This window comes from Pseudoduganella sp. GW821-FHT05F09, assembly GCF_059419605.1.
Window position 1 is genome coordinate 240,854 of the sequence record NZ_JBWKSD010000009.1, and the last position, 23,953, is coordinate 264,806.

The 23,953-nt window shown below is 67.3% G+C and carries 16 protein-coding genes; 12 read left to right on the forward strand and 4 right to left on the reverse strand.

All coding sequences use genetic code 11. From position 1 onward, the window contains the following. The first annotated feature begins 86 nt into the window (after positions 1 to 86). Both AC07S4_RS26035 and AC07S4_RS26040 read left to right on the forward strand, forming a co-directional pair. Positions 87 to 2,498: a M1 family metallopeptidase gene (locus AC07S4_RS26035; protein ID WP_494989422.1), complete on the forward strand. Its 2,412-nt coding sequence runs from the start codon at positions 87 to 89 to the stop codon at positions 2,496 to 2,498. Continuing rightward, complete coding sequence (locus AC07S4_RS26040; RefSeq protein ID WP_494989365.1) at positions 2,495 to 3,010, forward strand: DUF6702 family protein; 516 nt, start codon at positions 2,495 to 2,497, stop codon at positions 3,008 to 3,010. Before AC07S4_RS26035 ends, AC07S4_RS26040 begins: the two co-directional genes overlap by 4 nt. On the opposite strand, the gene AC07S4_RS26045 is transcribed toward AC07S4_RS26040, so the two are convergent. Then, complete coding sequence (locus AC07S4_RS26045; protein WP_494989366.1) at positions 3,007 to 4,686, reverse strand: serine hydrolase; 1,680 nt, start codon at positions 4,684 to 4,686, stop codon at positions 3,007 to 3,009. The genes AC07S4_RS26040 and AC07S4_RS26045 overlap by 4 nt on opposite strands. Positions 4,687 to 4,898: 212 nt before the next feature. On the opposite strand from AC07S4_RS26045, the gene AC07S4_RS26050 reads away from it, so the two are divergent. Beyond that, the gene (locus AC07S4_RS26050) at positions 4,899 to 6,803 is read left to right on the forward strand and encodes a hybrid sensor histidine kinase/response regulator (RefSeq protein ID WP_494989367.1); all 1,905 of its coding nucleotides are present in this window, start codon (positions 4,899 to 4,901) and stop codon (positions 6,801 to 6,803) included. 34 nt (positions 6,804 to 6,837) lie between these two features. Here AC07S4_RS26050 and AC07S4_RS26055 read toward each other — a convergent pair whose 3' ends face one another. Then, a complete protein-coding gene (locus tag AC07S4_RS26055) occupies positions 6,838 to 7,230 on the reverse strand; it encodes a DUF1828 domain-containing protein (protein WP_494989368.1) in 393 nt (130 codons plus the stop codon). Positions 7,231 to 7,377: 147 nt separating this feature from the next. Here AC07S4_RS26055 and AC07S4_RS26060 point away from each other — a divergent pair, with 147 nt between their 5' ends. From AC07S4_RS26060 to AC07S4_RS26080, 5 genes are all read left to right on the forward strand, one after another. Next, the gene (locus AC07S4_RS26060) at positions 7,378 to 9,438 is read left to right on the forward strand and encodes a TonB-dependent receptor (RefSeq protein ID WP_494989369.1); all 2,061 of its coding nucleotides are present in this window, start codon (positions 7,378 to 7,380) and stop codon (positions 9,436 to 9,438) included. 52 nt (positions 9,439 to 9,490) lie between these two features. Beyond that, entirely contained in the window at positions 9,491 to 10,228 is a 738-nt protein-coding gene (locus tag AC07S4_RS26065) for a 2OG-Fe dioxygenase family protein (RefSeq protein ID WP_494989370.1), read from the forward strand. An 81-nt stretch (positions 10,229 to 10,309) separates the two neighbouring features. Then, complete coding sequence (locus AC07S4_RS26070; RefSeq protein ID WP_494989371.1) at positions 10,310 to 11,662, forward strand: hybrid sensor histidine kinase/response regulator; 1,353 nt, start codon at positions 10,310 to 10,312, stop codon at positions 11,660 to 11,662. Between the two features lie 40 nt (positions 11,663 to 11,702). Further along, positions 11,703 to 12,521 carry a response regulator gene (locus tag AC07S4_RS26075; protein ID WP_494989372.1) on the forward strand — a complete coding sequence of 273 codons (819 nt, stop codon included), beginning with the start codon at positions 11,703 to 11,705 and terminating at the stop codon, positions 12,519 to 12,521. A 216-nt stretch (positions 12,522 to 12,737) separates the two neighbouring features. After that, positions 12,738 to 14,705: a hypothetical protein gene (locus tag AC07S4_RS26080; protein WP_494989373.1), complete on the forward strand. Its 1,968-nt coding sequence runs from the start codon at positions 12,738 to 12,740 to the stop codon at positions 14,703 to 14,705. Positions 14,706 to 14,719: 14 nt separating this feature from the next. On the opposite strand, the gene AC07S4_RS26085 is transcribed toward AC07S4_RS26080, so the two are convergent. Beyond that, positions 14,720 to 15,949 carry a DUF1501 domain-containing protein gene (locus tag AC07S4_RS26085; RefSeq protein ID WP_494989374.1) on the reverse strand — a complete coding sequence of 410 codons (1,230 nt, stop codon included), beginning with the start codon at positions 15,947 to 15,949 and terminating at the stop codon, positions 14,720 to 14,722. 9 nt (positions 15,950 to 15,958) lie between these two features. Beyond that, positions 15,959 to 17,377: a DUF1800 domain-containing protein gene (locus AC07S4_RS26090; RefSeq protein WP_494989375.1), complete on the reverse strand. Its 1,419-nt coding sequence runs from the start codon at positions 17,375 to 17,377 to the stop codon at positions 15,959 to 15,961. Positions 17,378 to 17,543: 166 nt separating this feature from the next. On the opposite strand from AC07S4_RS26090, the gene AC07S4_RS26095 reads away from it, so the two are divergent. Genes AC07S4_RS26095 through AC07S4_RS26110 form a run of 4 tightly spaced genes read left to right on the forward strand, consistent with a single transcriptional unit; the run spans position 17,544 to position 23,953 of the window. Continuing rightward, complete coding sequence (locus AC07S4_RS26095; protein WP_494989376.1) at positions 17,544 to 18,212, forward strand: DUF1956 domain-containing protein; 669 nt, start codon at positions 17,544 to 17,546, stop codon at positions 18,210 to 18,212. Positions 18,213 to 18,259: 47 nt separating this feature from the next. Continuing rightward, positions 18,260 to 19,645 (forward strand): efflux transporter outer membrane subunit, encoded by a 1,386-nt coding sequence (locus AC07S4_RS26100; protein WP_494989423.1) that lies wholly within the window; start codon positions 18,260 to 18,262, stop codon positions 19,643 to 19,645. 12 nt (positions 19,646 to 19,657) lie between these two features. Next, on the forward strand, positions 19,658 to 20,827 hold the full coding sequence (locus AC07S4_RS26105; protein ID WP_494989377.1) for an efflux RND transporter periplasmic adaptor subunit: 1,170 nt from the start codon (positions 19,658 to 19,660) through the stop codon (positions 20,825 to 20,827). A gap of 9 nt (positions 20,828 to 20,836) precedes the next feature. Next, positions 20,837 to 23,953, forward strand: coding sequence for an efflux RND transporter permease subunit (locus AC07S4_RS26110; protein ID WP_494989378.1), 3,117 nt, complete (start codon positions 20,837 to 20,839; stop codon positions 23,951 to 23,953).

Here is a 23,953-nt window from a genome sequence, read left to right on the forward strand (position 1 = left end):
TATTTACAAATGAAATTACAGCAGACGAGATAGCCGTTTTAGAATAACCGCTTAACTTTTTCACTAGAAAACAGGGATAGCGGATGATGAAGCGTTTGCCGATCAGTATTGCAGCACTGTGCCTCTCCTTGTCGGCCCAAGCGGCCGACGGATTCGACGACAAGTTCCGCCAGCTCGACGAGCTGCTGCCGACCGCCACGCAGTATCGCACTGCCTCCGGCGCCCCCGGCCACGCCTACTGGCAGCAGCGCGCCGACTACACCATCCGCGCCTCCCTGGACGAAGCCAAGCGCGCCATCACCGGCAGCGGCCAGGTCACCTACCACAACAATTCGCCCGACACCCTGCACTACCTGTGGGTGCAGCTGGACCAGAACATCTACAAGCCGGACTCCGACGCCCGCCGCATGCTCACCGCACCTTCGCGCGAAGCCTGGACCAAGCCGCGCGGCGCCGAAGACGGCATGAAATTCGAGGGCATGCGCGGCATCCTGGCCGGCCGCGACTTCGACGGCGGCTTCAAGATCGGCGCGGTGAAAACCGCCGGCGGCCAGCCGCTGAAAACCACCGTCAACCAGACCATGATGCGGATCGACCTGCCGACCCCGCTCAAGCCGGGCGAAAAATTCAGCTTCGCCATCGACTGGCAGTACAACATCAACGAGCAGAAAGTACTGGGCGGCCGCTCCGGCTACGAGTACTTCGAGCAGGACAAAAACACTTTATTCGAAGTGGCGCAGTGGTTCCCGCGCATGGCCGCCTACTACGATGTGGCTGGCTGGCAACACAAGCAGTTCATCGGCTCCGGCGAATTCACGCTGGAATTTGGCGACTACGACGTGAGCCTGACCGTGCCGGCCGACCACGTGGTGGCCAGTACCGGCGAGCTGCTCAATCCGGAGCAAGTGCTGAGCCCGGCCCAGCGCGACCGCCTGGCGCGCGCCCGCACCAGCGACAAGCCGGTGGCCATCGTCACCCAGGCCGAAGCGGAAGCGGCCGAGAAATCGGTCAGCACCGCCACCAAGACCTGGCACTTCAAGGCCAAGAACGTGCGCGACTTCGCCTGGGCCTCCAGCCGCAAGTTCATCTGGGACGCGCAAGGCTACAAGAAGGACGGCACCAATGTGATGGCCATGTCCTACTATCCGAAAGAAGGCAACCCGCTGTGGGAGAAGTTCTCCACCCAGGCCATCATCCACACCATCGAGCAGTACAACAAGTTCAGCTTCGACTACCCCTACCCGACCGCCATTTCGGTGAACGGCCCGGTGGGCGGCATGGAATACCCGATGATCTCCTTCAACGGCCCGCGCCCGACCAAGGACAAGAAAACCGGCGAGATCACCTACTCGAAGCGCGCCAAATACGGCCTGATCGGCGTCATCATCCACGAAGTGGGCCACAACTACTTCCCGATGATCGTCAACTCCGACGAACGCCAGTGGACCTGGATGGATGAGGGCCTGAACACCTTCGTGCAATACCTGGCCGAGCAGGCATGGGAAGAGAACTATCCGCAGTCGCGCGGCGAGCCGCGCGCCATCGTCGACTACATGCGCAGCCGCAACCAGGTGCCCATCATGACGAACTCGGAATCGCTGCTCCAGTTCGGCAACAACGCCTACGCCAAGCCGGCCACGGCGCTGAACATCCTGCGCGAAACCATCCTGGGCCGCGAGCTGTTCGACCACGCCTTCCGTGAATACGGCCGCCGTTGGAAATTCAAGCGTCCTACCCCGGCCGACTTCTTCCGCACGATGGAAGACGCGTCGGGCACCGACCTCGACTGGTTCTGGCGCGGCTGGTTCTACACCACCGACGCGGTGGACATCAGCGTGGACGGCATCAGCGAAGTGGCCGTGAGCACCAAGAATCCGGAGATCGAGAAGGCCTGGAAGAAGGAGCAGAAAGCGGCCGAGCCGCAGTCGGTGACCGACATCCAGAACAAGGGCATGCCGCGCCGCACCGACGCGCATCCCGAACTGAAGGACTTCTACAACGAGCACGACGACTTCACCGTCACCAACAAGGACCGCAACAACTACGCCGAAGCGGTGGAGAAGCTGGAGCCGTGGGAGAAGAAGCTGCTGGAACAGGGCAAGCACCTGTACCTGGTGGACTTCTCCAACGTGGGCGGGCTGGTGATGCCGCTGATACTGCAGATCGAGCTGAAGAGCGGCAAGAAGTACATCGAGCGCGTGCCGGCCGAAGTGTGGCGCTACTCGCCGAAGAAAATCACCAAGGTCATCGTCACCGATGAGCCGATGGTGAGCCTGACGCAGGACCCGAACTGGGAAACCGCCGACATCGACACCAGCAACAACGCCTGGCCGCGCAAGCTCACGCCGTCGCGCATGGAACTGTACAAGCAGGAACAGGGCCGCGAAGACATGATGAAGGACTTCAACACCCCGCTCAAGGGCAAGGACGCCAAGACCGAGGCCGGCGACATCAAGGGTGAGGCCAAAGCCGAAGCCAAGGGTGAAGCCAAGAAATGATGGCTAGCGGCGCCCGCAAGCTGGCCGCCGCCGCCGCGCTGCTGTTCTGCAGCGCGGCGCTGCACGTCCCCGCCCATGCCCACAATTACCACATGGGCATCACCGACATCAGCTACAACGCCAACACCGGCGGTACCGAAATCGTGCACACCTACACGGCGCACGACATGGAGGCGCTGCTGGCCAATCTGTACCAGCGGCAGTTCGACCTGGGCCTGCCCGAGGACCAGGCCGTGCTGCGGCGCTATGTTGAAAAGCAGTTCTACATCACGGCCGGCGGCCGGCGCTTGCCGCTGCAATGGGTAGGCGTCACGGCCGACGCGGCCAACATCACCATCTACCAGGAACTGCCGAAGACCGCGTTGCCCGCCGGCGCCGTGCTGCACCACGCGGTGCTGTCCGACTTCGTGCCGTCCCAGCTGAACACCGTCAACCTCGGCGCCGCGCCTTCCGGCCTCGCAGCAAGCTCCCTCACCTTCTCCGCCGCCACGCCGGAACGCACGCTGCCTTAGTTCTGCACCGCCTTCTTGAAATGCAGCCCATACAGGCGGTGGGTGGAAGCGACGGCGCCGGTAATGCGGCCGCCCGCGTCGCGCTCGAACCGGACCACGATGCTCTCGCCGCCGAAGACGTCGGGTGCCAGCGGCTTGAGCCGGAGCACGCTTTCCGGCTTGCCGAACAAACGGAAAGCAAGCTTGTCGCCGTCCGGCGCCACGTCGTAGCTGGCCAGCGCCTCGTCGCTGCCGTAGCGGCCAGTGTAGGCGCTCAAGGCGGCGCTGGCCGGGGGTTCGGCCGCGACCCGGCGGAAACTCATCAGCTCGCCGCCGCCCGGGTTTGCCACGAAGCGGTCCGGACCAGAAAATGCGAAGGTGCCGGTATTGACTGCAAACGTGCTGCCTTCGAGCGGCCGCAACGGCGTGCCGTTGGGCAGCACGAGCACGCCGTCGCGCAGCGCCACTATCACTGGATTCGCGGTCAGCTCGTTGTAGAACGTGCCGGCGTAGACGCCCAGCGCGGACGACGCAGCGACCGGCGCTGCAGCTGCGCCGGCAGCTTGAGCGGCTGGTACGGCTGATGCGGCTGGCGCGGCCAGGGCGGCCGGAGCTGGGGCCGGCGCCGCAAGCAGCTCCTGCGCCACCGCGCGCGCAAGCCTGCCGGGATTGGCGTCGCCCGCGTTGCACAGCAAGGCGATCGACAGGCGCTGCTCCGGATAGCGTCCCAGCCAGGCGCGGTAGCCGGCCGTGGCGCCGTCGTGCGACACCTCCGCCGCGCCGAGATAGCTTTGCGTGATCAGGCCGTGCCCATAATTGCCGACCCGGCCCTCCGGCAGCACCGGACGGCGCTCCAGCTGCGCGCTGATGTCCTTGCCCAGCAAGTTGCGCGTCAGCGCGTCGTTCCAGGTCAGCAGATCGCCCACCGTGGTAAGCAGGCCGCCGTGGCCGTACACGTCCTCGAACGGCATGTCCTGCTCGTAGCCTTTGCCCGCCGTGCTGTACGCCACGGCGCGGCCGGGCACCACGCGGCGGAAGTTGTCCCGCCATTGCGTGCGCGCCATCCCGAGCGGCTGGAAGATGCGCTCGCGCGTGAACTCGGCCAGCGTCTTGCCCGACACGCGCTGCACCACGAAGGCGGCCAGCACGTAGCCGCTGTTGCTATAGGAGTAGCGCTCGCCCGGCGGGAAGTTGAGGCCGCGCTGGCGCGCGATCACCGTCAGCGCCTGCTCCATGCTGACGGCGCGCGTGCCGCGCGGCCAGCCTTCCATTTCCACGATGCTGCCCCAGTCGCGCAAGCCGCTGGTGTGCGTGAGCAGGTGGTCCAGCGTGATCGGCTTGCCATAATCGGGCAGCTCGGGAATGTATTTACGCACATCGTCGGACAAGGCCAGCTTGCCGTCCTGCGCCAGCAGCAGCACGGCGGCGGCGGTGAACTGCTTGGATACCGAGCCGGCCTCGAACACCGTGTCCGGCGTATTGGCCGTTCCATGTTCCAGGTCGGACTGTCCATAGGCCAGCTTCAGCACCGGCTGCTCCGGCCGCGAGACGGCCAGGACGCAGCCCGGCGTTGCGGCGCTGTTCCATTTGGCGAACAAATTGCCCGCAACCGCTGCCGGCGTCTGGGCGGCGGCATCGGCTGCATCGGCAGCGGCCAGGTGGGCCGCCAGCAAAAACAAAACACCACATTTCTTCATCTTTGTCCCTCAAGGTTATTGCGTTCCGGGCTAGCCATTGTGCATCATTGCAATGCTTTTCAGGAAAGCATTCACTGCGGGAATTTCACGCCATCGTCCTGGACAACACCGCATGAATCCGGCTGCAGCTCGAGCCTTTCGTATCAGCATTACAATGGCCTGACCATAGCAAGCTCCCCATAGCGCGGCGTGCCCGCAGACGGAAACAGTACATGATTGAAAAGCCGCTCCGCCCCGCCACCGCCATTGAAGCAGAGCGCCTGCGGCTGTTTGTTTCCAGCGTCACCGACTACGCCATCTATACCCTCTCGCCGGAAGGCATCGTCACCAGCTGGAACGCGGGGGCGCAGCGCTTCAAGGGCTACTGCGAGGAGGAAATCCTCGGCCAGCATTTTTCGCGCTTCTATTCCGCACACGACCAGGCCGCCGGACGGCCCGCCATGGCGCTGGCCGTGGCGCGCGACAGCGGCCGCTTCGAGGACGAGGGCTGGCGCATCCGCAAGGACGGCACGCGCTTCTGGGCCAGTGTGGTGCTCGACCCTATCCGCGACCACCACGGCGTGCTGCTCGGCTACGCCAAGGTCACGCGCGACATCACGGCCCGGCGCAAGGAGCAGGAAGCGCTGCACGCCAGCGAGGAGCGCTTCCGCCTGCTGGTGCAGGGCGTAACCGACTACGCCATCTACATGCTGTCCCCGGAAGGGCTGGTGACCAACTGGAACGAGGGCGCGCGCCGCATCAAAGGCTACGAGTCGGACGAGGTGACCGGCACCCATTTCGAGCGCTTCTACACCGAGCCGGACCGGGCGGCGGGCCTGCCCATGCAGGCGCTGGCCGTGGCGCGCCGCGAGGGCCGCTTCGAGCGCGAGGGATGGCGCGTGCGCAAGGACGGCAGCCAGTTCTGGGCGCATGTGGTGATCGATACCATCAGCGACTCGATGGGCGAACTGATCGGCTACGCCAAGGTGACGCGCGACGTAAGCGAGCGCCGCAAGGCCGAGGAGGAACTGGCGCGCGCCAAGGAGGCGCTGTTCCAGTCGCAGAAACTGGAATCGATCGGCCAGCTGACCGGCGGCATCGCGCACGACTTCAACAACCTGCTCAACGTCATCATCAACGGCCTGGACATCCTGCGCAACGTGAGCGACCGCGCGCAGCAGACCAAGGCCATCGAAGGCATGGTGCGGGCCGCCGAGCGCGGCGCCAGCCTCACCCAGCAGCTGCTGACCTTTGCGCGCCAGCAGCCGTTCCGGCCCGAGCGCGTGCGCATCAACCGCATCGTCGACTCCTTCGAGGCGGTGCTGCGGCGCGCCGTGCGCAGCAACGTGCAGCTCGAGCTGCAGCAGGCCCAGGGCCTGCCCGAGATCATGGCCGACGTGCAGCAGCTCGAATCGGCCCTGCTGAACCTGGTGGTCAACGCGCGCGACGCCATCGACGACAACGGCGTCATCGTCATTTCAACCAGCGTGGAAGTGTACGAGAAAGGCAGCGGCGCGCTGCCGCCCGGCGCCTACGTCTGCCTGACCGTGCGCGACAGTGGCTGCGGCATGGCGCCGGACGTGGCGCGCCGCGCCATGGAGCCCTTTTTCACCACCAAGGAAGTGGGCAAAGGCACCGGCCTCGGGCTGAGCCAGGTGTACGGCATGGTGCAGCAGGCCAATGGCGAACTGCGCATCCAGTCCCAGCCTGGCGCGGGCACGGAGATTTCGCTGCTGTTCCCGGCCCATGAAAGCGGCGTTGGGCCCCAGGAATCGGCGCACGGCAGCGCGGCGGAAAAAGTGCTGGTGGTGGACGACCAGAGCGACGTGCTCGACATAGCGGCCCAGCTGTTCAGCAGCCTGGGCTACGAGGTGCTGGCCGCCAACAACGGCGCCGAAGCGCTGGAAGTCCTGGGCCGGCATCCGGACCTGCGCATCCTGTTCAGCGACGTCGTTATGCCCGGCATGAGCGGCATCGAGCTGGCGCGCACGGCCCGGCAGGCGCAGCCCGGCATGAAGATCATCCTGGCGTCCGGCTACCTGCCCTCCACGCTCAGCACCCAGCACCTGGACGTGGACCAGTTCGAGTTCATCGGCAAGCCCTACCGCCTGTCGGACATCATCAAGAAACTGCAATAACCTCCAGCCGGCAATCGATACCGGCCTTAGCGCCCTAATTGACGCCGGCTGTATTCCACTCGGTTTCCCAGGCCACAACGGCGCCCATAGCGGCAAGGAAGCGCTCGAACGCCGGCTGCGCATCGTCCAGCGCAAAGGCAATCTCCACCTCACCAGCATCGTTGAGCGCAGCTCCATGACGCCCGATTAATTCCGCAAGGCGGATGGCCTCCTCGTCACAGTCCAGCCCCATGCCGCACCCCAGCAAATAAAATATCGTGCCGCCATCGTCACAAAAGCGCAGCATGCCGGAAGTACAGTCCAGAAACACCGGCACCGGATCACCATCGGAATACCTGAGCGGCGTTGCAATCACGGCGTATCGTCCATCTTCGTCCAAAACTTGGCAGTCTCGTCCAATTGACGCTGCTATCAAATTACAGATCACGGTCATCTCCTTGAGGAAGTGTCCAATATGCTCGTGTGGGCTTCCATGCGCATACTTGATTGTCCTCTTGCTTTGGCAAATATCAAGCTGTCAGAGCAATCAGCGCAGCTATGTTTTTCCCGCCCGGCTGCGGCTATACTGCCCGCCATGACGCTATTCCGCCCTACTCCGTTCGCGCTGGCCGCCGCGCTGTGCAGTTTGCTGGCCTCTTCCACTTCCCACGCCGACGATACGCTGATGCAGCGCGTGCTGGTCGACGGTTCGCGCGCCAGCCAGCTTGGCATCGCCGACGCGGCCGGCGACGGCAGCGTCACGCAGCAGCAGCTGGCCGCGCGCACCACGTACCGCCCCGGCGAACTGCTCGAGGCCACGCCCGGCCTCATCGTCAGCCAGCACAGCGGCGAGGGCAAGGCCAACCAGTTCTACCTGCGCGGCTTCAACCTGGACCACGGCACCGACCTGCGCACCACCGTGGACGGCATGCCCGTCAACCAGCGCAGCCACGCCCACGGCCAGGGCTGGACCGACCTCAATTTCCTGATCCCGGAACTGGCCGCGCGCCTCGACTACAAGAAAGGCCCCTACTCGGCCGAACAAGGCGACTTCGCCTCCGCCGGCGCGGCCTCCATCATCTACGCCAACCGCCTGGTGCGCGGCGTGGCCAGCGCCACCGTGGGCCAGAACGGCTACCGCCGCGCGCTGCTGGCCGATTCGGCCAGCGTGAACGAGGCCAATAACGGCGCGCTGTTGTACGCGCTCGAAGCCATGCACAACGACGGCCCCTACACGCGCGGCGACGACTACCAGAAACTGAACGGCGTGCTGCGCTACAGCCAGGGCTACGCCAACAACGGTTTCACCGTCACCGCCATGGCCTACCACGCGGACTGGAACGCCACCGACCAGATTCCGCTGCGCGCCGTGCAGCAAGGCCTGCTGGGCCGCTACGACGGCGTCGACAACACCGACGGCGGCAAGGCGCACCGCTACAGCCTGTCCGGCGCCTGGCAGCGCAGCGGCGAGGACACGGCCTCCAAGGTCAGCGCCTACCTGATCGCCAACCAGCTGGACCTGTACTCCAACTTCACCTACTTCATGGACGACCCGGTGAACGGCGACCAGTTCGCCCAGCCGGACCGCCGCGTCACCAGCGGCGTGGACGCCAGCCACGCCTGGCACGCGCACATCGGCGAGGCCAGCTCCATCACCACGGTCGGCCTGCAGCTCCAGAACGACAATATCTTCAACGGCTTGTACAAGACCGTGGCGCGGCGCGCCGTCGCCACCACCCGCGCCGACCATGTCGTGGAAACCAGCGCCGGCCTGTATGTGGAAAACAGCACGCGCTGGTCGCCGCTGCTGCGCACCACGGCCGGCCTGCGCGCCGACGCCTACCGCTTTGACGTGCGCCCTTCGGAGCCGGGCAGCGCCGGCGCGCTGGCGCATCCGGCCGGCCGCGCCAGCGACCGCCTGCTCAGCCCCAGCCTGAGCGCCGTCTTCGGTCCCTGCGCGCTGACCGAGTTCTACGCCAACGCCGGCACCGGCTTCCACAGCAACGACGCGCGCGGCGCCGTCGCGGCGGACGCTCCGCTGGTGCGCTCGCGCGGCCTGGAGCTGGGCGTGCGCAGCGAATGGCTGCCCCGCCTGCAAACCTCGCTGTCCGTCTACCGCCTGGACTTCGATTCGGAACTGAGCTACGTGGGCGACGCCGGCGCCACCGAAGCGGGCGATCCGAGCCGCCGCTACGGCGTGGAGTTCTCCAACTACTACAAGCCCTTCAAATGGCTCAGCGTGGACGCGGACCTGGCCTTCGCCCGCGCCCGCAGCCGCGGCGCGGAAGCCCGCGCGGCAGGCGCGGCCTACATCCCAGGCGCGGTGGAAGGCGTGGCCCAGCTGGCGCTCACGGTGGACAAGCTGGGGCCGTGGTCCGGCGCGCTGCGGCTGCGCTGGTTCGGCCCGCGCCCGCTGGCCGAGGACAACAGCGTGCGCTCGCGCGCCAGCCAGACGCTGAACGGCCGCATCGGCTACAAATTCGCCGGCGGCATGCAGCTGGAGCTGGAGGCCTTCAACCTGGCCAATCGCCGCGTGTCGGCCATCGACTATTACTACGCCTCGCAGCTCAAGGGTGAAACGCAGCCGGTGGACGACGTCCACTTCCACCCCATCGAATCGCGCTCGTTCCGGCTGATGCTCACGCAGAGCTTCTAACCGTCGTAGAATAGATGACTCCATAGCCGAGCACACCCGCACATCCGTTCCAATGACGACTTACGCCCCGATCTACACCGCGCCCGAGCGCGTTACCGAAGCGCTGCGCAGCGAAGGCTACGCCCTGCTCCATCCCGAACACGTCGCCGCGCTGGCCGGCACCACGCTGGAGGCGCTGAACGCCCTGGTGCCGAGCTGGGAGCATCTTGAACTGGACAATTACCTGAAGGACGGTGGCCGCTACCGGCGCCGCCGCCATTCCTGCTTTATCCAGAAGGACGGCGCGCTGGCGCAGACCGCGCACCGCCCGCACTGGCAGCCGCTCGAATACAACGCGCTGCACGGCGGCATGCACCGCCTGTTCGAGCCCATGCAGCCGGACACCGTGGCGCAGCCGGCCTGGCGCCAGCTGATCACCGCCGTCGGCGACGCCTGCTCGGCCGCGCGCGCGCCGCAGCCCTGGTACATCGAAGCGCACCAGTTCCGCATCGACACCACCGACGGCATCGGCCGCCCCACGCCGGAAGGCGCGCACCGCGACGGCGTGGACTACGTGGCCGTGCTGCTGATAGGCCGCCACGGCATCAAGGGCGGAGAGACTCGCATCTTTGAAGCCGATGGCCCGAACGGCAAGCGCTTCACCATGACCGAACCCTGGACCATGCTGCTGCTGGACGACGCCACCGTGATCCACGAGTCCACGCCCATCCAGCCGCTGGCGCAGCACGGCCACCGCGATACGCTGGTGCTCACCTACCGCGCGGGTCAGTTCCAGGGCGCGCAGCCGTGAAATTTCACAGCTTGATAATTAAATCCTTTATAGTTACCTTAGAGTCAGCATAGCTTGAAAACCAATTTTTGGAGGCAGTCCGTGGACTCCAGCTACGAGATCGAACCGGATGAAATCGAAATCCTCATTGTCGAGGACAGTCCGACCCAGGCCGAGCGGCTGCGCCGCCTGATCCAGTCCGTGCGCTACAAGGCGCGCGTGGCCGCCAATGGCCGGCTGGCGCTGGAAGCGATCCGCGAACGCAAGCCGCACCTGGTGCTGTCGGACATCGTCATGCCCGAAATGGACGGCTACGAACTATGCCGCGCCATCAAGTCCGACGCCGTGCTGCGCGACATCCCGGTCATCCTGGTCACCTCGCTGACCGACCCCAAGGACATCATCAAAGGCATCGAGTGCGGCGCGGACAATTTCATCCGCAAGCCCTATGCCGAAGACTACCTGCTGAACCGCATCGGCCACATGCTGGTCAACCAGAAGCTGCGCCGCAACCAGAACATGGAAGTAGGCATCGCGCTGTACCTGGGCGACCAGAAGCACTTCATCAACGCCGAACGCCAGCAAATCCTCGACCTGCTGATCTCCACCTACGAACAGGCGGTGCAGGTCAACAGCGAACTGCAGGCGCGCGAGCGCCAGGTGATAGAGCTGAACATGCGCCTGGCCCACCACGCCGGCGAACTGGAAACCATCAACCGCGAAATCGCGCTGAAGAACCTGGAGCTGGCCGAAGCGAGCCGCATGAAATCGGCCTTCATCGCCAATATGTCGCACGAGCTGCGCACCCCGCTGAACGCCATTATCGGCTTCACCGGCGCGCTGCTGATGAAGCTGCCCGGCCCGCTGACCGGGGAACAGGACAAGCAGCTCAACACCATCCGCAACAGCGCGCGCCACCTGCTCTCGCTGATCAACGACATCCTGGACGTGGCCAAGATCGAAGCGGGCAAGGTCACGCTGTCGGTCGAGCCTATCCAGTGCCAGAACCTGATCGCGGAAGTGGCCGACACCCTGCGCCCGCTGGCGCAGCAAAAAGGCCTGGCGCTGGAAGTGGACTTGGCGCCGCAGGCGCTCACGCTCGACACCGACCGCCGCGCGCTGACCCAGATCTTGATCAACCTGGCCAACAACGCCATCAAGTTCACCGAGAAAGGCACGGTGCGCATCACCCTGAGCCAGCGCGCCGACGGCGACGGCGTGGTGACCGAATTCGCCGTGGCCGACAGCGGCGCCGGCATCCGCGAGGAAGACCAGGCCAAGCTGTTCCAGGCCTTCTCGCAGCTCGATTCGACCTCCACCCGCCATGCCGAAGGCGCGGGCCTGGGCCTGTACCTGTGCCAGAACCTGGCCAACCTGATAGGCGGCTCGCTGTTCTTCAGCAGCGATTTCGGACACGGCAGCACCTTCACGCTGGCGATGAAGAGCAAAAAATAAACCGCCCGGACGGGCAGCAGGGAGCGGTATGGCGGCGCGTGTGCTTATCGTGGAAGACAACCAGGCCAATATGGACCTGATGACCTACTTGCTGACCGCCTTCGGGCACATTCCGCTGGGCGCGGGCGACGGCCTGCAAGGCGTGGCCATGGCGCGCGAGCTGCTTCCCGACCTGATCATCTGCGACATCCACCTGCCCCGGCTGGACGGCTACGGCGTAGTGGCCCAGCTCAAGGCCGACCCGGCCACCGCCGCCATCCCGGTGCTGGCCGCCAGCGCGCTGCCGGTCTCGGACGGCGGCGCCGCCTTGCGCGCGGCCGGCTTTGACGGCCACCTGCCCAAATCGCTGGAACCGGACACGCTGATCCCCTCGCTGGAAACCTTCCTGCCGGCGGCGCTGCGCGGCCGGCCTCCGCAAACCGGCGGCCGGGCCGAAAACGACATCCCGCTGGCCGGCGAAACGCCGCGCGCGCGCCTGCTGCTGCTCGACGCCGCGCCCGACGACTGCGGCCTGGTGGCCAGCATCCTGGCGCACTACGGCTACGCGGTCACGGTGGCGGCGGACGCCGAACAGGCGGACCATTGCGCAAGGCAGCAATTCGACCTGATACTGTGCGACGCCGACACCGCGCAAAGCCGCCACACCGCCTTCCTGCCTTTGGTGCTGGCGCGCCACCAGGCTGCATGGGCCGGCGTGCCGCTGGTGCTGATTACCTCGTCCCGGGACGACCCGACGGACGGCCTGCTGCCGCCCGGCGTGGCGCCCGCGCTGCTGCTGGCGCATCCGCTGGAACCGCAGGAACTGGCCCGCGCGCTGGAGGGATGCCTGCCGGCGGCCTTGGCGCAACTGCCAAAATGAATAGATAGACATCGTATTTATACGGTATTGCGGTGCAACAAAAACGCGGCTATAGTGGAACTGTCTCCTCCAACCGTTCTCCGAACATTGGATTCAGCCCGCGCGCGACGCGGGCATTTTTTTGCCCGAAACGCACGCCGTATCTGACAAAAGGAGCACCAAATAACCCCCACCGACAAACCCGACCCGTCCACCCTGCCGCACTGCGACCTGGTCATGAAAGGCGGCATCACCAGCGGCGTGGTCTACCCCAAGCTGATCGCCCGGCTGGCGCGCGGCTACGCCTTCAAGAACATCGGCGGCACCTCCGCCGGCGCGATCGCCGCCGCAGCCTGCGCCGCAGCCGAATGCGGACGCCAGAGCGGACGCCAGCCAGCGGCCTTCGCCAGCCTGGCCGGCCTGCCCGAAGAACTGCAAGCGCAGGACCAAGGACGCTCGCGGCTGGCGCGCCTGTTCCAGCCCGCCCCCGCGTTGCAAGCCCACTTCGACATGGCCATGCGCTACATCGACGCCAAGGACAAGCTGCGCGCCGCGCTGGGCATCGCCGCAGCGCTGGTGCACTGGCCGACGGTGGCCGGCGCCGCGCTGCTGCTGATCGCGCCGCTGGTCATGCTCGCCACCCACCTCACGGCGCTGCGCAGCGCCGCCACCACCATGGCCATGCTGGCCACGGCCGCCGGCGCCGCCTGGCTGGCCAATCGCGCCTTTGCGCTGCTGCCCGCCCGTGCACTCGCCTCGCGCCCACCGTGGCTTCGCCTCGCCATCGAACTGGCCTGCGCCACGGCGGCGGGCCTGCTGGTGCTGGCGGCGGCGATCGCCGGCCTGCCGGGCCATGCCGGCCCGCTCAATATCGGCCTGCAGCTTCCCTTCCTGCTGCTGGTGCCGCTCTGCGTCGCCACCGGTTTCGGCTGGGGCGCCTGGCGCTCGGCCGCCGCGCTGCTGCAAGGCCTGCACCGCAACCAGTACGGCTTGTGCAGCGGCCGCAGCACCGGCAGCGACTCCGTGTCCGCCCTCACCGACTGGCTGTCCCTCTACCTGAACCAGCTGGCCGGCCTGCCGCCCGGCCGCCCGCTCACCTTCGGCGACCTGTGGGGACCGCAGCCCGCCACCGGCCCGGCGAACCGCATCGTCAACCTGGAAGTCGTGACCACGGCGCTCAGCCAGCAAATGCCCTACGCCCTGCCCTTCCGCGACAACGCAGGCGCGTTCTACTTCCATCCCGCAGAATGGGCGCAGCTGTTCCCGCCGTCCGTGATGGACTGGCTGCTGCAGCAGGCGCCGCCGCCCCGGCAGAGCGGCGCCGTCACCGCGCCGGACGGCAGCCAGCTGGTGCGCCTGTGCGATCCCGCCGACATGCCCGTGGTGGTGGCCGTGCGCATGAGCCTCAGCTTCCCGCTGCTGCTGTCCGCCGTGCCCATGTACGCGGTGGACTACACCGACACCAGCAAGCTGAAACGCGTCTGGTTCTCGGACGGCGGCATCTCCAGCAATATGCCGCTGCACTTCTTCGACACGCTGCTGCCCGAGCATCCCACCTTCGCCATCAACCTGAAGGAAGCGCACCCCAAGTATCCGATCGAGGATGCCGCCCAGTGCGGGCTGGATGGCCGGGTCTATCTGCCCGGCGATAACAACAGCGGCAGGCTGCGCTACTGGGCCGCGCCGGACGACGCCACGCCCGCCGGGCTGTTCGGCTTCCTGGGCAATATCTTCGCCACCATGCACAGCTGGCGCGACGAGATCCTGTTCCCCTATCCGGGCTACCGCGACCGCATTGTGCAGATCAGTTTGCGGCCGGGCGAAGGCGGGCTCAATCTCAACATGCCGAAGGAAGCGGTGGAGCGGCTGGGCGACGCGGGCGCCTGCGCGGCCGAGATGCTGTACCGGCGCTTCCATCCGCAAGGCGGCGGCAACGGCTGGGACAACCACGAGCAGGTGCAGGTGCTGTCGGTGCTGGGCAATCTGGAACGGCTGGCGAAGCAGGCCGGCGCCCCCGGCGCGGCGGCACGCTGGCGCGCGGCGGCGGAGCGCAGCAAGCGCCTGGGCGCGAAAGAAAAAATGCTGGCGAACGACTTGCTCTCGGACCTGGAAGCGATGGGCGCCCATGTCAGCACCAGCGGCGATAGCGTGGAGGACAAGATGTACCGGCCACGCCCGGAGATGAAGCTGACGCCGAATCTGTAGCCAGGGCTGGCGGCTTACGCGCGCAGCAAACGCAAGCCCGACGACGACGGCATGCGCGGGAACACCTGCGCCAGCTGGCTGTCGCTCAGGCGCAGATGCCGTTCGGCGATCTGCGCCAGCACCGTGCGGAAGTCCGTCGTCACCGGCAGGTCGCGCCCCTCGTTGAGCTGCCCGTTGCCCACGCCCTGCCAGTCGCCCAGCACCTTGCCGCCGGCCACGCCGCCGCCCAGCACCCACATCACATTGCCATGCCCGTGGTCGGTGCCGCCGTTGCCGTTTTCGCGCGCGGTGCGGCCGAACTCGGACATCACCACGATGGTGGTGTCCTCGAACATCGGCCCCAGCTTCTGCGCCAGCAAGGCCAGGCCCTGCCCCAGCGGCGCCAGCCGGTTGGCCAGCTGCCCGGTGCCCGCGCCCTGGCTCGCATGCGTGTCCCAGCCGCCCAGCGCAAAAAACGCCATCTGCACATTGGGGTCGTTGCGCATCAGGAGCGCCAGCCGCGCCGCGTCATCCGGGAAGCCGTTCGGCAGCGGCGCGCCGCCGTCCGCCGCCATCGACTCGGCCATGGTCGCCGCCATCACCTCCTTGTGCGCCTCGCGCCCGTCCTGGTACACCTTGCCAAAGCGCTCGTGGCCCATATACAGCTGGTCGAAAGCCGTCGCCAGCTGCGGCCGGTCCAGCGCGCCCGGCTTGCCCGCCGCCGAGCCGTTGGCGATATTGATGGCCGCCGCCTGCCCGCTCAGGATGCGCGGCATGGTCGGCCCCACGCTGACCGCGCGCGTCGGCGTGGAGGTGCCCGGCAAGGTCGCGATCAGGCGGTTCATCCAGCCGTCCGGCGTGCTCTTCACGCCCGGCGTGGCGGACTCCATGTAATCCTGCGCGTCGAAGTGCGAGCGGGTGGCGTCCGGCGAACCGCTGGCGTGCACGAAGGCCAGCTTCTTCTCGCGCCACAGCGGCATCAGCGGCGCCAGCGCCGGATGCAGGCCGAAGTAGCCGTCCAGGTCCAGCGCGCCGTTGTCCTTGCCCGGCGCGGCCAGCGCAATGCTGGGCCGCAGCTGGGCGTAGTTCTCGTCGCCGATGGGCGCCACCACGTTCAGGCCATCGACCGCGCCGCGCAGCATGACGACGATCAGCTTGCGGTCGGTGGGGCGCTGCACCGAGGTGGCCGCCCAGGCCTCGCGGCCCAGCGGTATCATCAGCCCGGCGCCGGCGGCGAAGGCGTTGAGGAAGTCTCTGCGTTGCATGGCCTGCTCCTAGCGTTGCATGAAATCGGGACTGCCGAGCAGCATGGCAGTGCGTATCTTTTGCGGACTGGCCGCCACGATGCCCTGCGTGCGCTCGGACACCGACTCGCCCAGCGCCGCCTGCACCAGCGCCGCATCCACGCCCTGCGCCAGCGTGGTTGCGTAGCCGATGCGCCGGCTCAGCGCGTCCGGATTGAGCCAGGCCGCCTGCGTGTTCTTGTAGCCGTCCGGCGTCTGGCAGCCGTACAGCGGCATGCCCAGGCGGTCCAGCGCGCCCAGCACCGGCCGCACCTCGGCCATCGCTGAATTGCCGGCGCGCGCCGCCGAGATCACGAACTGGTAAGGCGTCTTGAACTTGGCGCCCTGCGCCTCCGGCGACATGAATTCATCGCTGGCGAACAGCGTCTTGAGCACCGAGCGGATGTCGCCCTTGCTGGCCACCCAGGTCTGCGCCATGCGCTCGACCAGGGCCGGCGGCGGCTCGTCCGCCACGAAGTACTGCGCCAGCTTGTAGCTGATGTGGCGCGCCGTGGCCGGATGCACGGCCAGCACGTCCAGCGCGTACTCGCCCTCGGCCTGGCCCTGCGGCTTGATCACGCGGCCCAGCCACTGCTTGTCGCCGTTGTCATGCCGCTTGGGGTCGAAACGGAAGGTCTCGTTGCGCGCCACCAGCTGGCGCGGGGCGAAGCTCCAGCCGGTCAGCATGCGCGCCAGCTCGGTCACGTCCTTCTGCGTATAGCCCTTGTCCACGCCCAGCGTATGCAGCTCCATCAGCTCGCGCGCGTAGTTCTCGTTCAGGCCGCCGGCCTTGGAGAGGTAGTTATCCAGGTAGAACAGCATGGCCGGGTGCTTGGCGGTGGCGCCCAGCATGTCGCGGAAGGAGCCGAACACGTAAGGCCGGATCGCATCGCGCTCGTAGCTGGCCACCAGCGGCCGCACCTGGCCCTTGCCGGAGAAGACGTTGAAATGGTTGAACCAGAAGTCCACCATCACTTCCTCCAGCTGGCGCGGGCTGGCCACGGCGCGCGCAATGCGCGCTTCGGCGGTCTGGTTGTTGATGCGGGCCAGCACTTCGCGCCGCATGGCCTTGGCGTCCTCGGTTTCGTCCTTGACCATGTCGCGCACGGCCAGGAAGTCGCCCAGCACTTCGCCGCTGCTGCGCTGCACCGTATCGAGGCCCGCCAGGCGTTCGCTCAGCGCGGCGGGCAGCTCCAGCGATTCGGGATGCAGCTGGCTGTCGATATAGCGCGCCACGCCCATCTGCGCCACCCGTTCGATGTCGCCGGGCGCCGGGCCGTATGCCAGCCGGTTCAGCACATGCGCGGCGGCGGCCTGCCCGCTCAACTGCGGGGGCGCGGCCAGCGCCGCCGGCGCGGCCTGCACGGCCGCCAGGAGAATCATCGATGCAAACCAGCTGCGCGCACTCATGTTTAGCCTCTTTGATGTCGTTATAAGCATGACTTTATACCAGCAGGGTCCGTCCAGCCACACCGCCGTGTATCGATTGTAAGCAGTTGTTACAACGCATCAGTAACTTAATCAAACGATCGATTAACTTATTGATTTTGTCTGAATAGCATGGTCAAATGGCATCATGAACGATAAAGCCAGAACAAAAAAATCGCGGTCGGACGGAGAGCAATCGCGCGAGCGCCTGCTGGCCGCCGCCATGCGCCTGTTCGCCGAGCAGGGCTACTCGCGCGCCTCCACGCGCGAAATCGCCCTGGCCGCCGGCGTGAACGTGGCCGCCATCAGCTACTACTTCGGCGACAAGGCCGGCCTGTACCGCGCCGCCTTCACCGCCCTCTCGCCCGCCCCGGCCGACAACATCGCCATGTTCGACCAGCCGCACTTCACGCTGCGCGAATCGCTGCAAGGCTTCTTCAACCAGATGCTGGCGCCGCTGAAGGAAGGCGACATGATGGAAACCTGCATGCGCCTGTGGTTCCGCGAAATGCTGGAGCCCACCGGCATCTGGGCCAACGAGATTGAAAACGGCATCCGCCCCGAGCATGAAGCGTTCAGCCGCGTGCTGGCGCGCCATCTCGGCCAGGACAAGCCGGACGACGAAACCCACCGCCTCGCCTTCAGCATCGCCTCCATGGCGCTGATGCTGATGATGGCGGGCGACGTGGTAAAGACCATCAAGCCGCAGCTGATGGCCGGACCGGAAGCCATCGCCACCTGGACCGAACGCCTGAGCGACTACGCAACGGCACTGGTAGACGCAGAGAAAATCCGCATCAAGGAAAAAACAGCATGACGACAAACAAGCACAAGCCGGCGATGGCGAAGGCAAGCTCAGTGGCGATGGCCTTGGCAGTGGCGATGGCGCTGGGCGGCTGCGCCCTGAGTGCGCCGCCCGCCAGGGTGGACGCCGCCGCGCCGCCGCAGTGGCAGGCGCCGCTGCCGCACAACGGCAATCTCACGGACCTGAACAACTGGTGGCGGAACCAGGGCGACCCGCTGCTGGTGCAGCTGATCGATGCCGCGCAGGCGGCCAGCCCCACGCTGGCCTCGGCCCGTTCGCGCATCGCCCAGTCGCGCGCCGAGCGCGTGGCGGCCGGCGCCGCGCTGGCGCCCTCGCTGGACCTGGCCGGCAGCGTGGCGCGGCAGAACCAGCAGTCCGCCATCCCCACCGGCACCACCAGCCAGGCGGCGCTGCAGGCCTCATGGGAGATCGACCTGTTCGGCGCCGGCCGCGCCGCGCGCAACGCAGCCGAAGCGCGCTTCAACAGCGCCAACGCCGGCTGGCATGAAGCGCGCGTGTCCGTCGCCGCCGAAACGGCCAACCAGTACTACGGGCTGCGCGCCTGCGAGCAGTTGCTCAAGGTGGCGGTGCAGGACGCCGGCTCGCGCGCCTACACCGCGCGCCTGACGGAATTGAGCAGCAAGGCCGGCTTCCTGTCGCCGTCGGACTCCGCGCTGGCCCGCGCCAGCGCCGCCGACGGCCGCAGCCGCGCCAGCGCGCAGCGCGCCGCGTGCGACATCGGCGTGAAATCGCTGGTGGCGCTGACCGCCATCGCCGAACCGGACCTGCGCGCCAGGCTGGGCGCCGCCGCCGCCGTGCCGGCGCCCGCCATCGCCATCGCGGCATTGCCCGCGCAGACCCTGAGCCAGCGGCCGGACGTCTACACCGCCGAACAGGAAGTGGCGGCCGCCAGCTTCGAAGTGCGCGGTGCGCAGGCGCAGCGCTATCCGCGCCTGTCGCTGTCCGGCTCCGTGGGCGCGGCCAACTTCCGCAGCGGCGGCGAGAACACCCAGCTCGATACCTGGACCCTGGGTCCGCTGGCCATCTCGGTGCCGGTGTTCGACGCCGGGCGCCGCCGCGCCAACGTGGACGTCGCGCAGGCGCGCTACGAGCTGGCGGTGAGCCAGTACCGCGGCAGCGTGCGCAAGGCCGTGGCCGAAGTCGAACAGGCCCTGGTCACGCTCAACAGCACGGGCGAGCGCGCCAGCGACGCCGAGATTTCGCTGCAAGGCTACCGCACCGCCTTCACCGCCATTGAAGACCGCTACAAGAACGGCCTGGCCAGCCTGCTGGAGCTGGAAGACGCGCGCCGCAGCCGCCTGGCCGCCGAAAACAACGTGGTCAGCCTGCAGCAGGAGCGCAGCAACGCCTGGGTGGCGCTGTACCGCGCCGCCGGCGGCGGATGGAATGCCACGGCCGCCGTCCCGGCCCAGGCAAACAACTAAGAACAACCAAAAATGCACACCAAGACCATGAATAAATACGCGCTCAAGCCCCTGGCACTGCTCATGTTTGCCATCTTCGCCCTGCACGCCCCGCTGGCCGGCGCCGCCGAAGAGAAAAAAGACGCCCCCAAGGCAGCCCTCACCGTCACCACCACCAAGCCCTCCGCCGCGCGCCTGCCCATCACGCTCACGGCCAACGGCAACGTCACCGCCTGGCAGGAAGCGAGCATAGGCAGCGAATCGAACGGCCTGCGCCTGACCGACGTGAAGGTCAACGTGGGCGACGTGGTGCGCAAGGGCGAGGTGCTGGCCACCTTCTCGGCCGACACCGTCAACGCCGACCTGGCCCAGGCGCGCGCCGCCGTGATGGAAGCGGAGGCCAACGCCGCCGAAGCCGCGGCCAACGCCGCCCGCGCCCGCTCGCTGGAAACCACCGGCGCGCTCAGCGCCCAGCAGATCAGCCAGTACATGACCGCCGAGCAGACCGGCAAGGCGCGCATCGCCTCCGCCAAGGCCGCGCTGGCGACGCAGGAGCTGCGCCTGAAATACACGCAAGTGGTGGCGCCGGACAGCGGCGTGATCTCGGCCCGCAGCGCCACCGTGGGCGCCGTGGTGGGCGCCGGCACGGAACTGTTCCGCATGATCCGCCAGGGCCGCCTGGAATGGCGCGCCGAAGTGACGGCGGCCGACCTGCCCAAAATCAAAGCCGGCGCCAGCGCCGTGGTGAAGGCCGCCAACGGCGCCGAACTGGCCGGCAAGGTGCGCATGGTGGCGCCCACCATCGACCCGCAGAGCCGCTACGCGCTGGTCTACGTGGACCTGCCCGCGCCCAAGGGCGCCGAAGCGAACGCCTTCAAGGCCGGCATGTTCGCCAGCGGCCGCTTTGAGCTGGGCAACTCGGACGCCATGACCGTGCCGCAGCAGGCCGTGGCCGTGCGCGACGGCTTCAGCTACGTGTTCCGCCTGAACCCGGACAAGCGCGTCAGCCGCATCAAGGTGCAGACCGGCCGCCGCCTGTCCGACCGCATCGAGATCCTGGGCGGCATCGACGCCGCCACGCCGGTGGTGGTGAGCGGCGCGGGCTTCCTGAACGACGGCGACCTGGTGAACAACGTGGCGCCCATCACGCCCGCCGCAGCCCCCGCGCCCGCCTCGGCGAACAAAGTGGCCAAGGCCAAGTAAGGAGCGGCAGTGAATTTCTCATCCCTATCAATCAAGAATCCCATACCGGCGATCATGCTGTTCGCCCTGCTGACCCTGGCCGGTCTGCTGGCCTACCGCGCCAACCCGGTGCAGGACTTCCCCGACATCCAGCTGCCCATCGTCACCGTCAGCGCCTCGCTGCCGGGCGCCGCGCCGGCCCAGCTGGAAACCGAAGTGGCGCGCAAGATCGAAGACTCGGTCGCCACGCTGCAGGGCATCAAGAACATCTACACCAAGGTCCTGGACGGCAACGCCACCGTGACCGTCGAGTTCATCCTCGAGAAGAACATCTCGGACGCCGTCAATGAAGTGCGCGACGCGGTGGCGCAAGTGCGCGCCGACATGCCGGGCGAACTGCGCGACCCCGTGGTCAGCAAGGTGACCACCGCCGGGCGCGCCGTGCTCACCTTCACCGCCGCCTCCAAAGCCGGCGCCGGGCGCGCGCTGGACGACCAGGAACTGAGCTGGTTCGTGGACAACGACGTGTCCAAGAAGCTGCTCAGCGTATCGGGCGTGGGCGCGGTCAAGCGCATGGGCGGCGTGTCGCGCGAGATCCGCGTGGAGCTCGACGACGCCCGCATGGCCGCCCTCAAGGTGTCCGCGCTGGACGTGTCGCGCCAGCTGCGCCAGGTGCAGAAGGAAGCGCCGGGCGGACGCGGCGACGTGAGCGGCGCCGAGCAGTCGGTGCGCACTATAGGCACCGTGCAGACCGCCGCCGCGCTGGCCGACATGGACATCCCGCTGCCGGACGGCCGCCATATCCGCCTCGGCCAGGTGGCCATCGTCAGCGACACCGTGGCCGAGCCGCGCGCCGTGGCCGAGCAGGACGGCAAGCGCGTGGTGGCCTTCGAAGTGCTGCGCACCAAGGGCGCCAGCGAAACCCAGGTCGCTTCCGACGTGCAGAAAGCCGTGGCCGAACTGCGCAGCAGCTACCCCAACATCGAGCTAAAACAATCGATCGACAACGCCTTCCCGGTCGAGGAAAACTTCGTCGGCTCGATGGAGCTGCTGTACGAAGGCGCGCTGCTGGCGGTGCTGGTGGTGTGGTGGTTCCTGCGCGACTGGCGCGCCACGCTGGTAGCGGCCGCCGCGCTGCCGCTGTCGGTGCTGCCGGCCTTCCTCGGCATGTACTGGTTCGGCTACACCCTCAACACCGTGACCTTGCTGTCGCTGGCCCTGGTGGTGGGCGTGCTGGTGGACGACGCCATCGTGGAAATCGAAAACATCTCGCGCCACCTGCGCATGGGTAAAACCCCGATGGAAGCGGCCATGGAGGCGGCCGACGAAATCGGCATGGCGGTGATCGCCACCACCTTCGCGCTGGTGGCCGTGTTCCTGCCCACCGCCTTCATGGGCGGCGTGCCGGGCCTGTTCTTCAAGCAGTTCGGCTGGACCGCCGTGCTGGCCGTGCTGGCCTCGCTGGTGGTGGCGCGCCTGCTCACGCCGATGATGGCCGCCTACCTGATGAAGCCCGTGCCGCACAAGGACGAGGAAGACGGCTGGCTGATGACCCGCTACATCACGCTGATGCGCTGGTGCCTGCGCCACCGCCACATCACCGCCATCGCCTCCGGCGCCTTCTTCATCGGCTCCATCATGCTGGTGCCGCTGCTGCCGACCGGCTTCGTGCCGCCGGCCGACCGCGCCCAGACCAACGTCAACATCGAACTGCCGCCCGGCTCCACGCTGGCCGAAACGCGCGCCGTCGCCGAGCAGACCCGTTTGGCCGTGATGCAGGTGAAAGGCATCACTGGCGTATTCAGCTCCATCGGCGGCGGCTCCAGCGGCGACGCCTTCGCCCCCGGCGCGGCGGCCGAAGCGCGCCGCGCCGTGCTGACGCTGACCACCGTGCACCGCACCGACCGCAAGGAGTCCCTGCCCGACCTGGAAACGCAGATCCGCGCCAAGCTGGACAACATCCCCGGCGCGCGCTTCAACGTCGGCCCGCCGGACACCGGCGTGAAAATGCAGCTGGTGCTGCGCAGCGAAGATCCGATCGCGCTGACCGAAGCGGCGCAGAAAGTGGAGCGCGAACTGCGCACCATGAAAGGCATCGGCAACGTCAGTTCCAGCGCCTCGCTGGTGCGGCCCGAGATCATCGTGCGGCCCGACTTCGCGCGCGCCGCCGACCAGGGCGTGACCGCCAACGCCATTGGCGAAACGGTGCGCGTGGCCACCGCCGGCGACTACGACTTCGACCTGACCAAGATGAACCTGCCCGAGCGCCAGGTGCCGATCCGCGTCAAGCTGCCGGACGCCGTGCGCGCCGACCTGGACGCCATCGGCCGCCTGACCGTGCCCGGCAAGAACGGCCCCGTGCTGCTCTCCACCGTGGCCGACATCAGCATGGAATCGGGCCCGGCGCAGATCGACCGCCTGAACCGCAGCCGCAACGTCACGCTGGACGTGGAACTGGGCCGCCGCACGCTGGGCGAGCTGAATGAAGAAGCGCGCGCGCTGCCGTCGATGAAGAATTTGCCGCCGTCGGTGAAGATCGCCGAACTGGGCGACGCGCAGGAGATGGCCGCGCTGTTCGCCAGCTTCGGCCTGGCCATGCTGATCGGCGTGATCTGCATCTACTGCGTGCTGGTGCTGCTGTTCAAGGACTTCATGCAGCCGGTGACGATCCTGGCCGCGCTGCCGCTGTCGATAGGCGGCGCCTTCGTGGCGCTGCTCATCACGCGCAACGCGCTGTCGATGCCGTCGATGATAGGCCTGATCATGCTGATGGGGATCGTGACCAAGAACTCCATCCTGCTGGTGGACTACGCCATCCTGGCGCGCCAGGCCGGCATGAACCGCTTCGACGCGCTGGTGGACGCCTGCCACAAGCGCAGCCGGCCCATCCTGATGACCACCATCGCCATGGGCGCGGGCATGATGCCGCTGGCCCTGGGCTGGGGCGCCGACCCGAGCTTCCGCTCGCCGATGGCGATCGCCGTGATCGGCGGCCTGATCACGTCGACGCTGCTGAGCCTGCTGGTCGTGCCGGCCGTCTTCACCTACATCGACGACCTGGAAGGGCTGCTCAAGCGCCTGCGCGCCAAGCTGCGCCGCCACAAGTCCGCCCCGCTCCCCCCGGCGCTCCCCGAAGCCGCAGAGTAG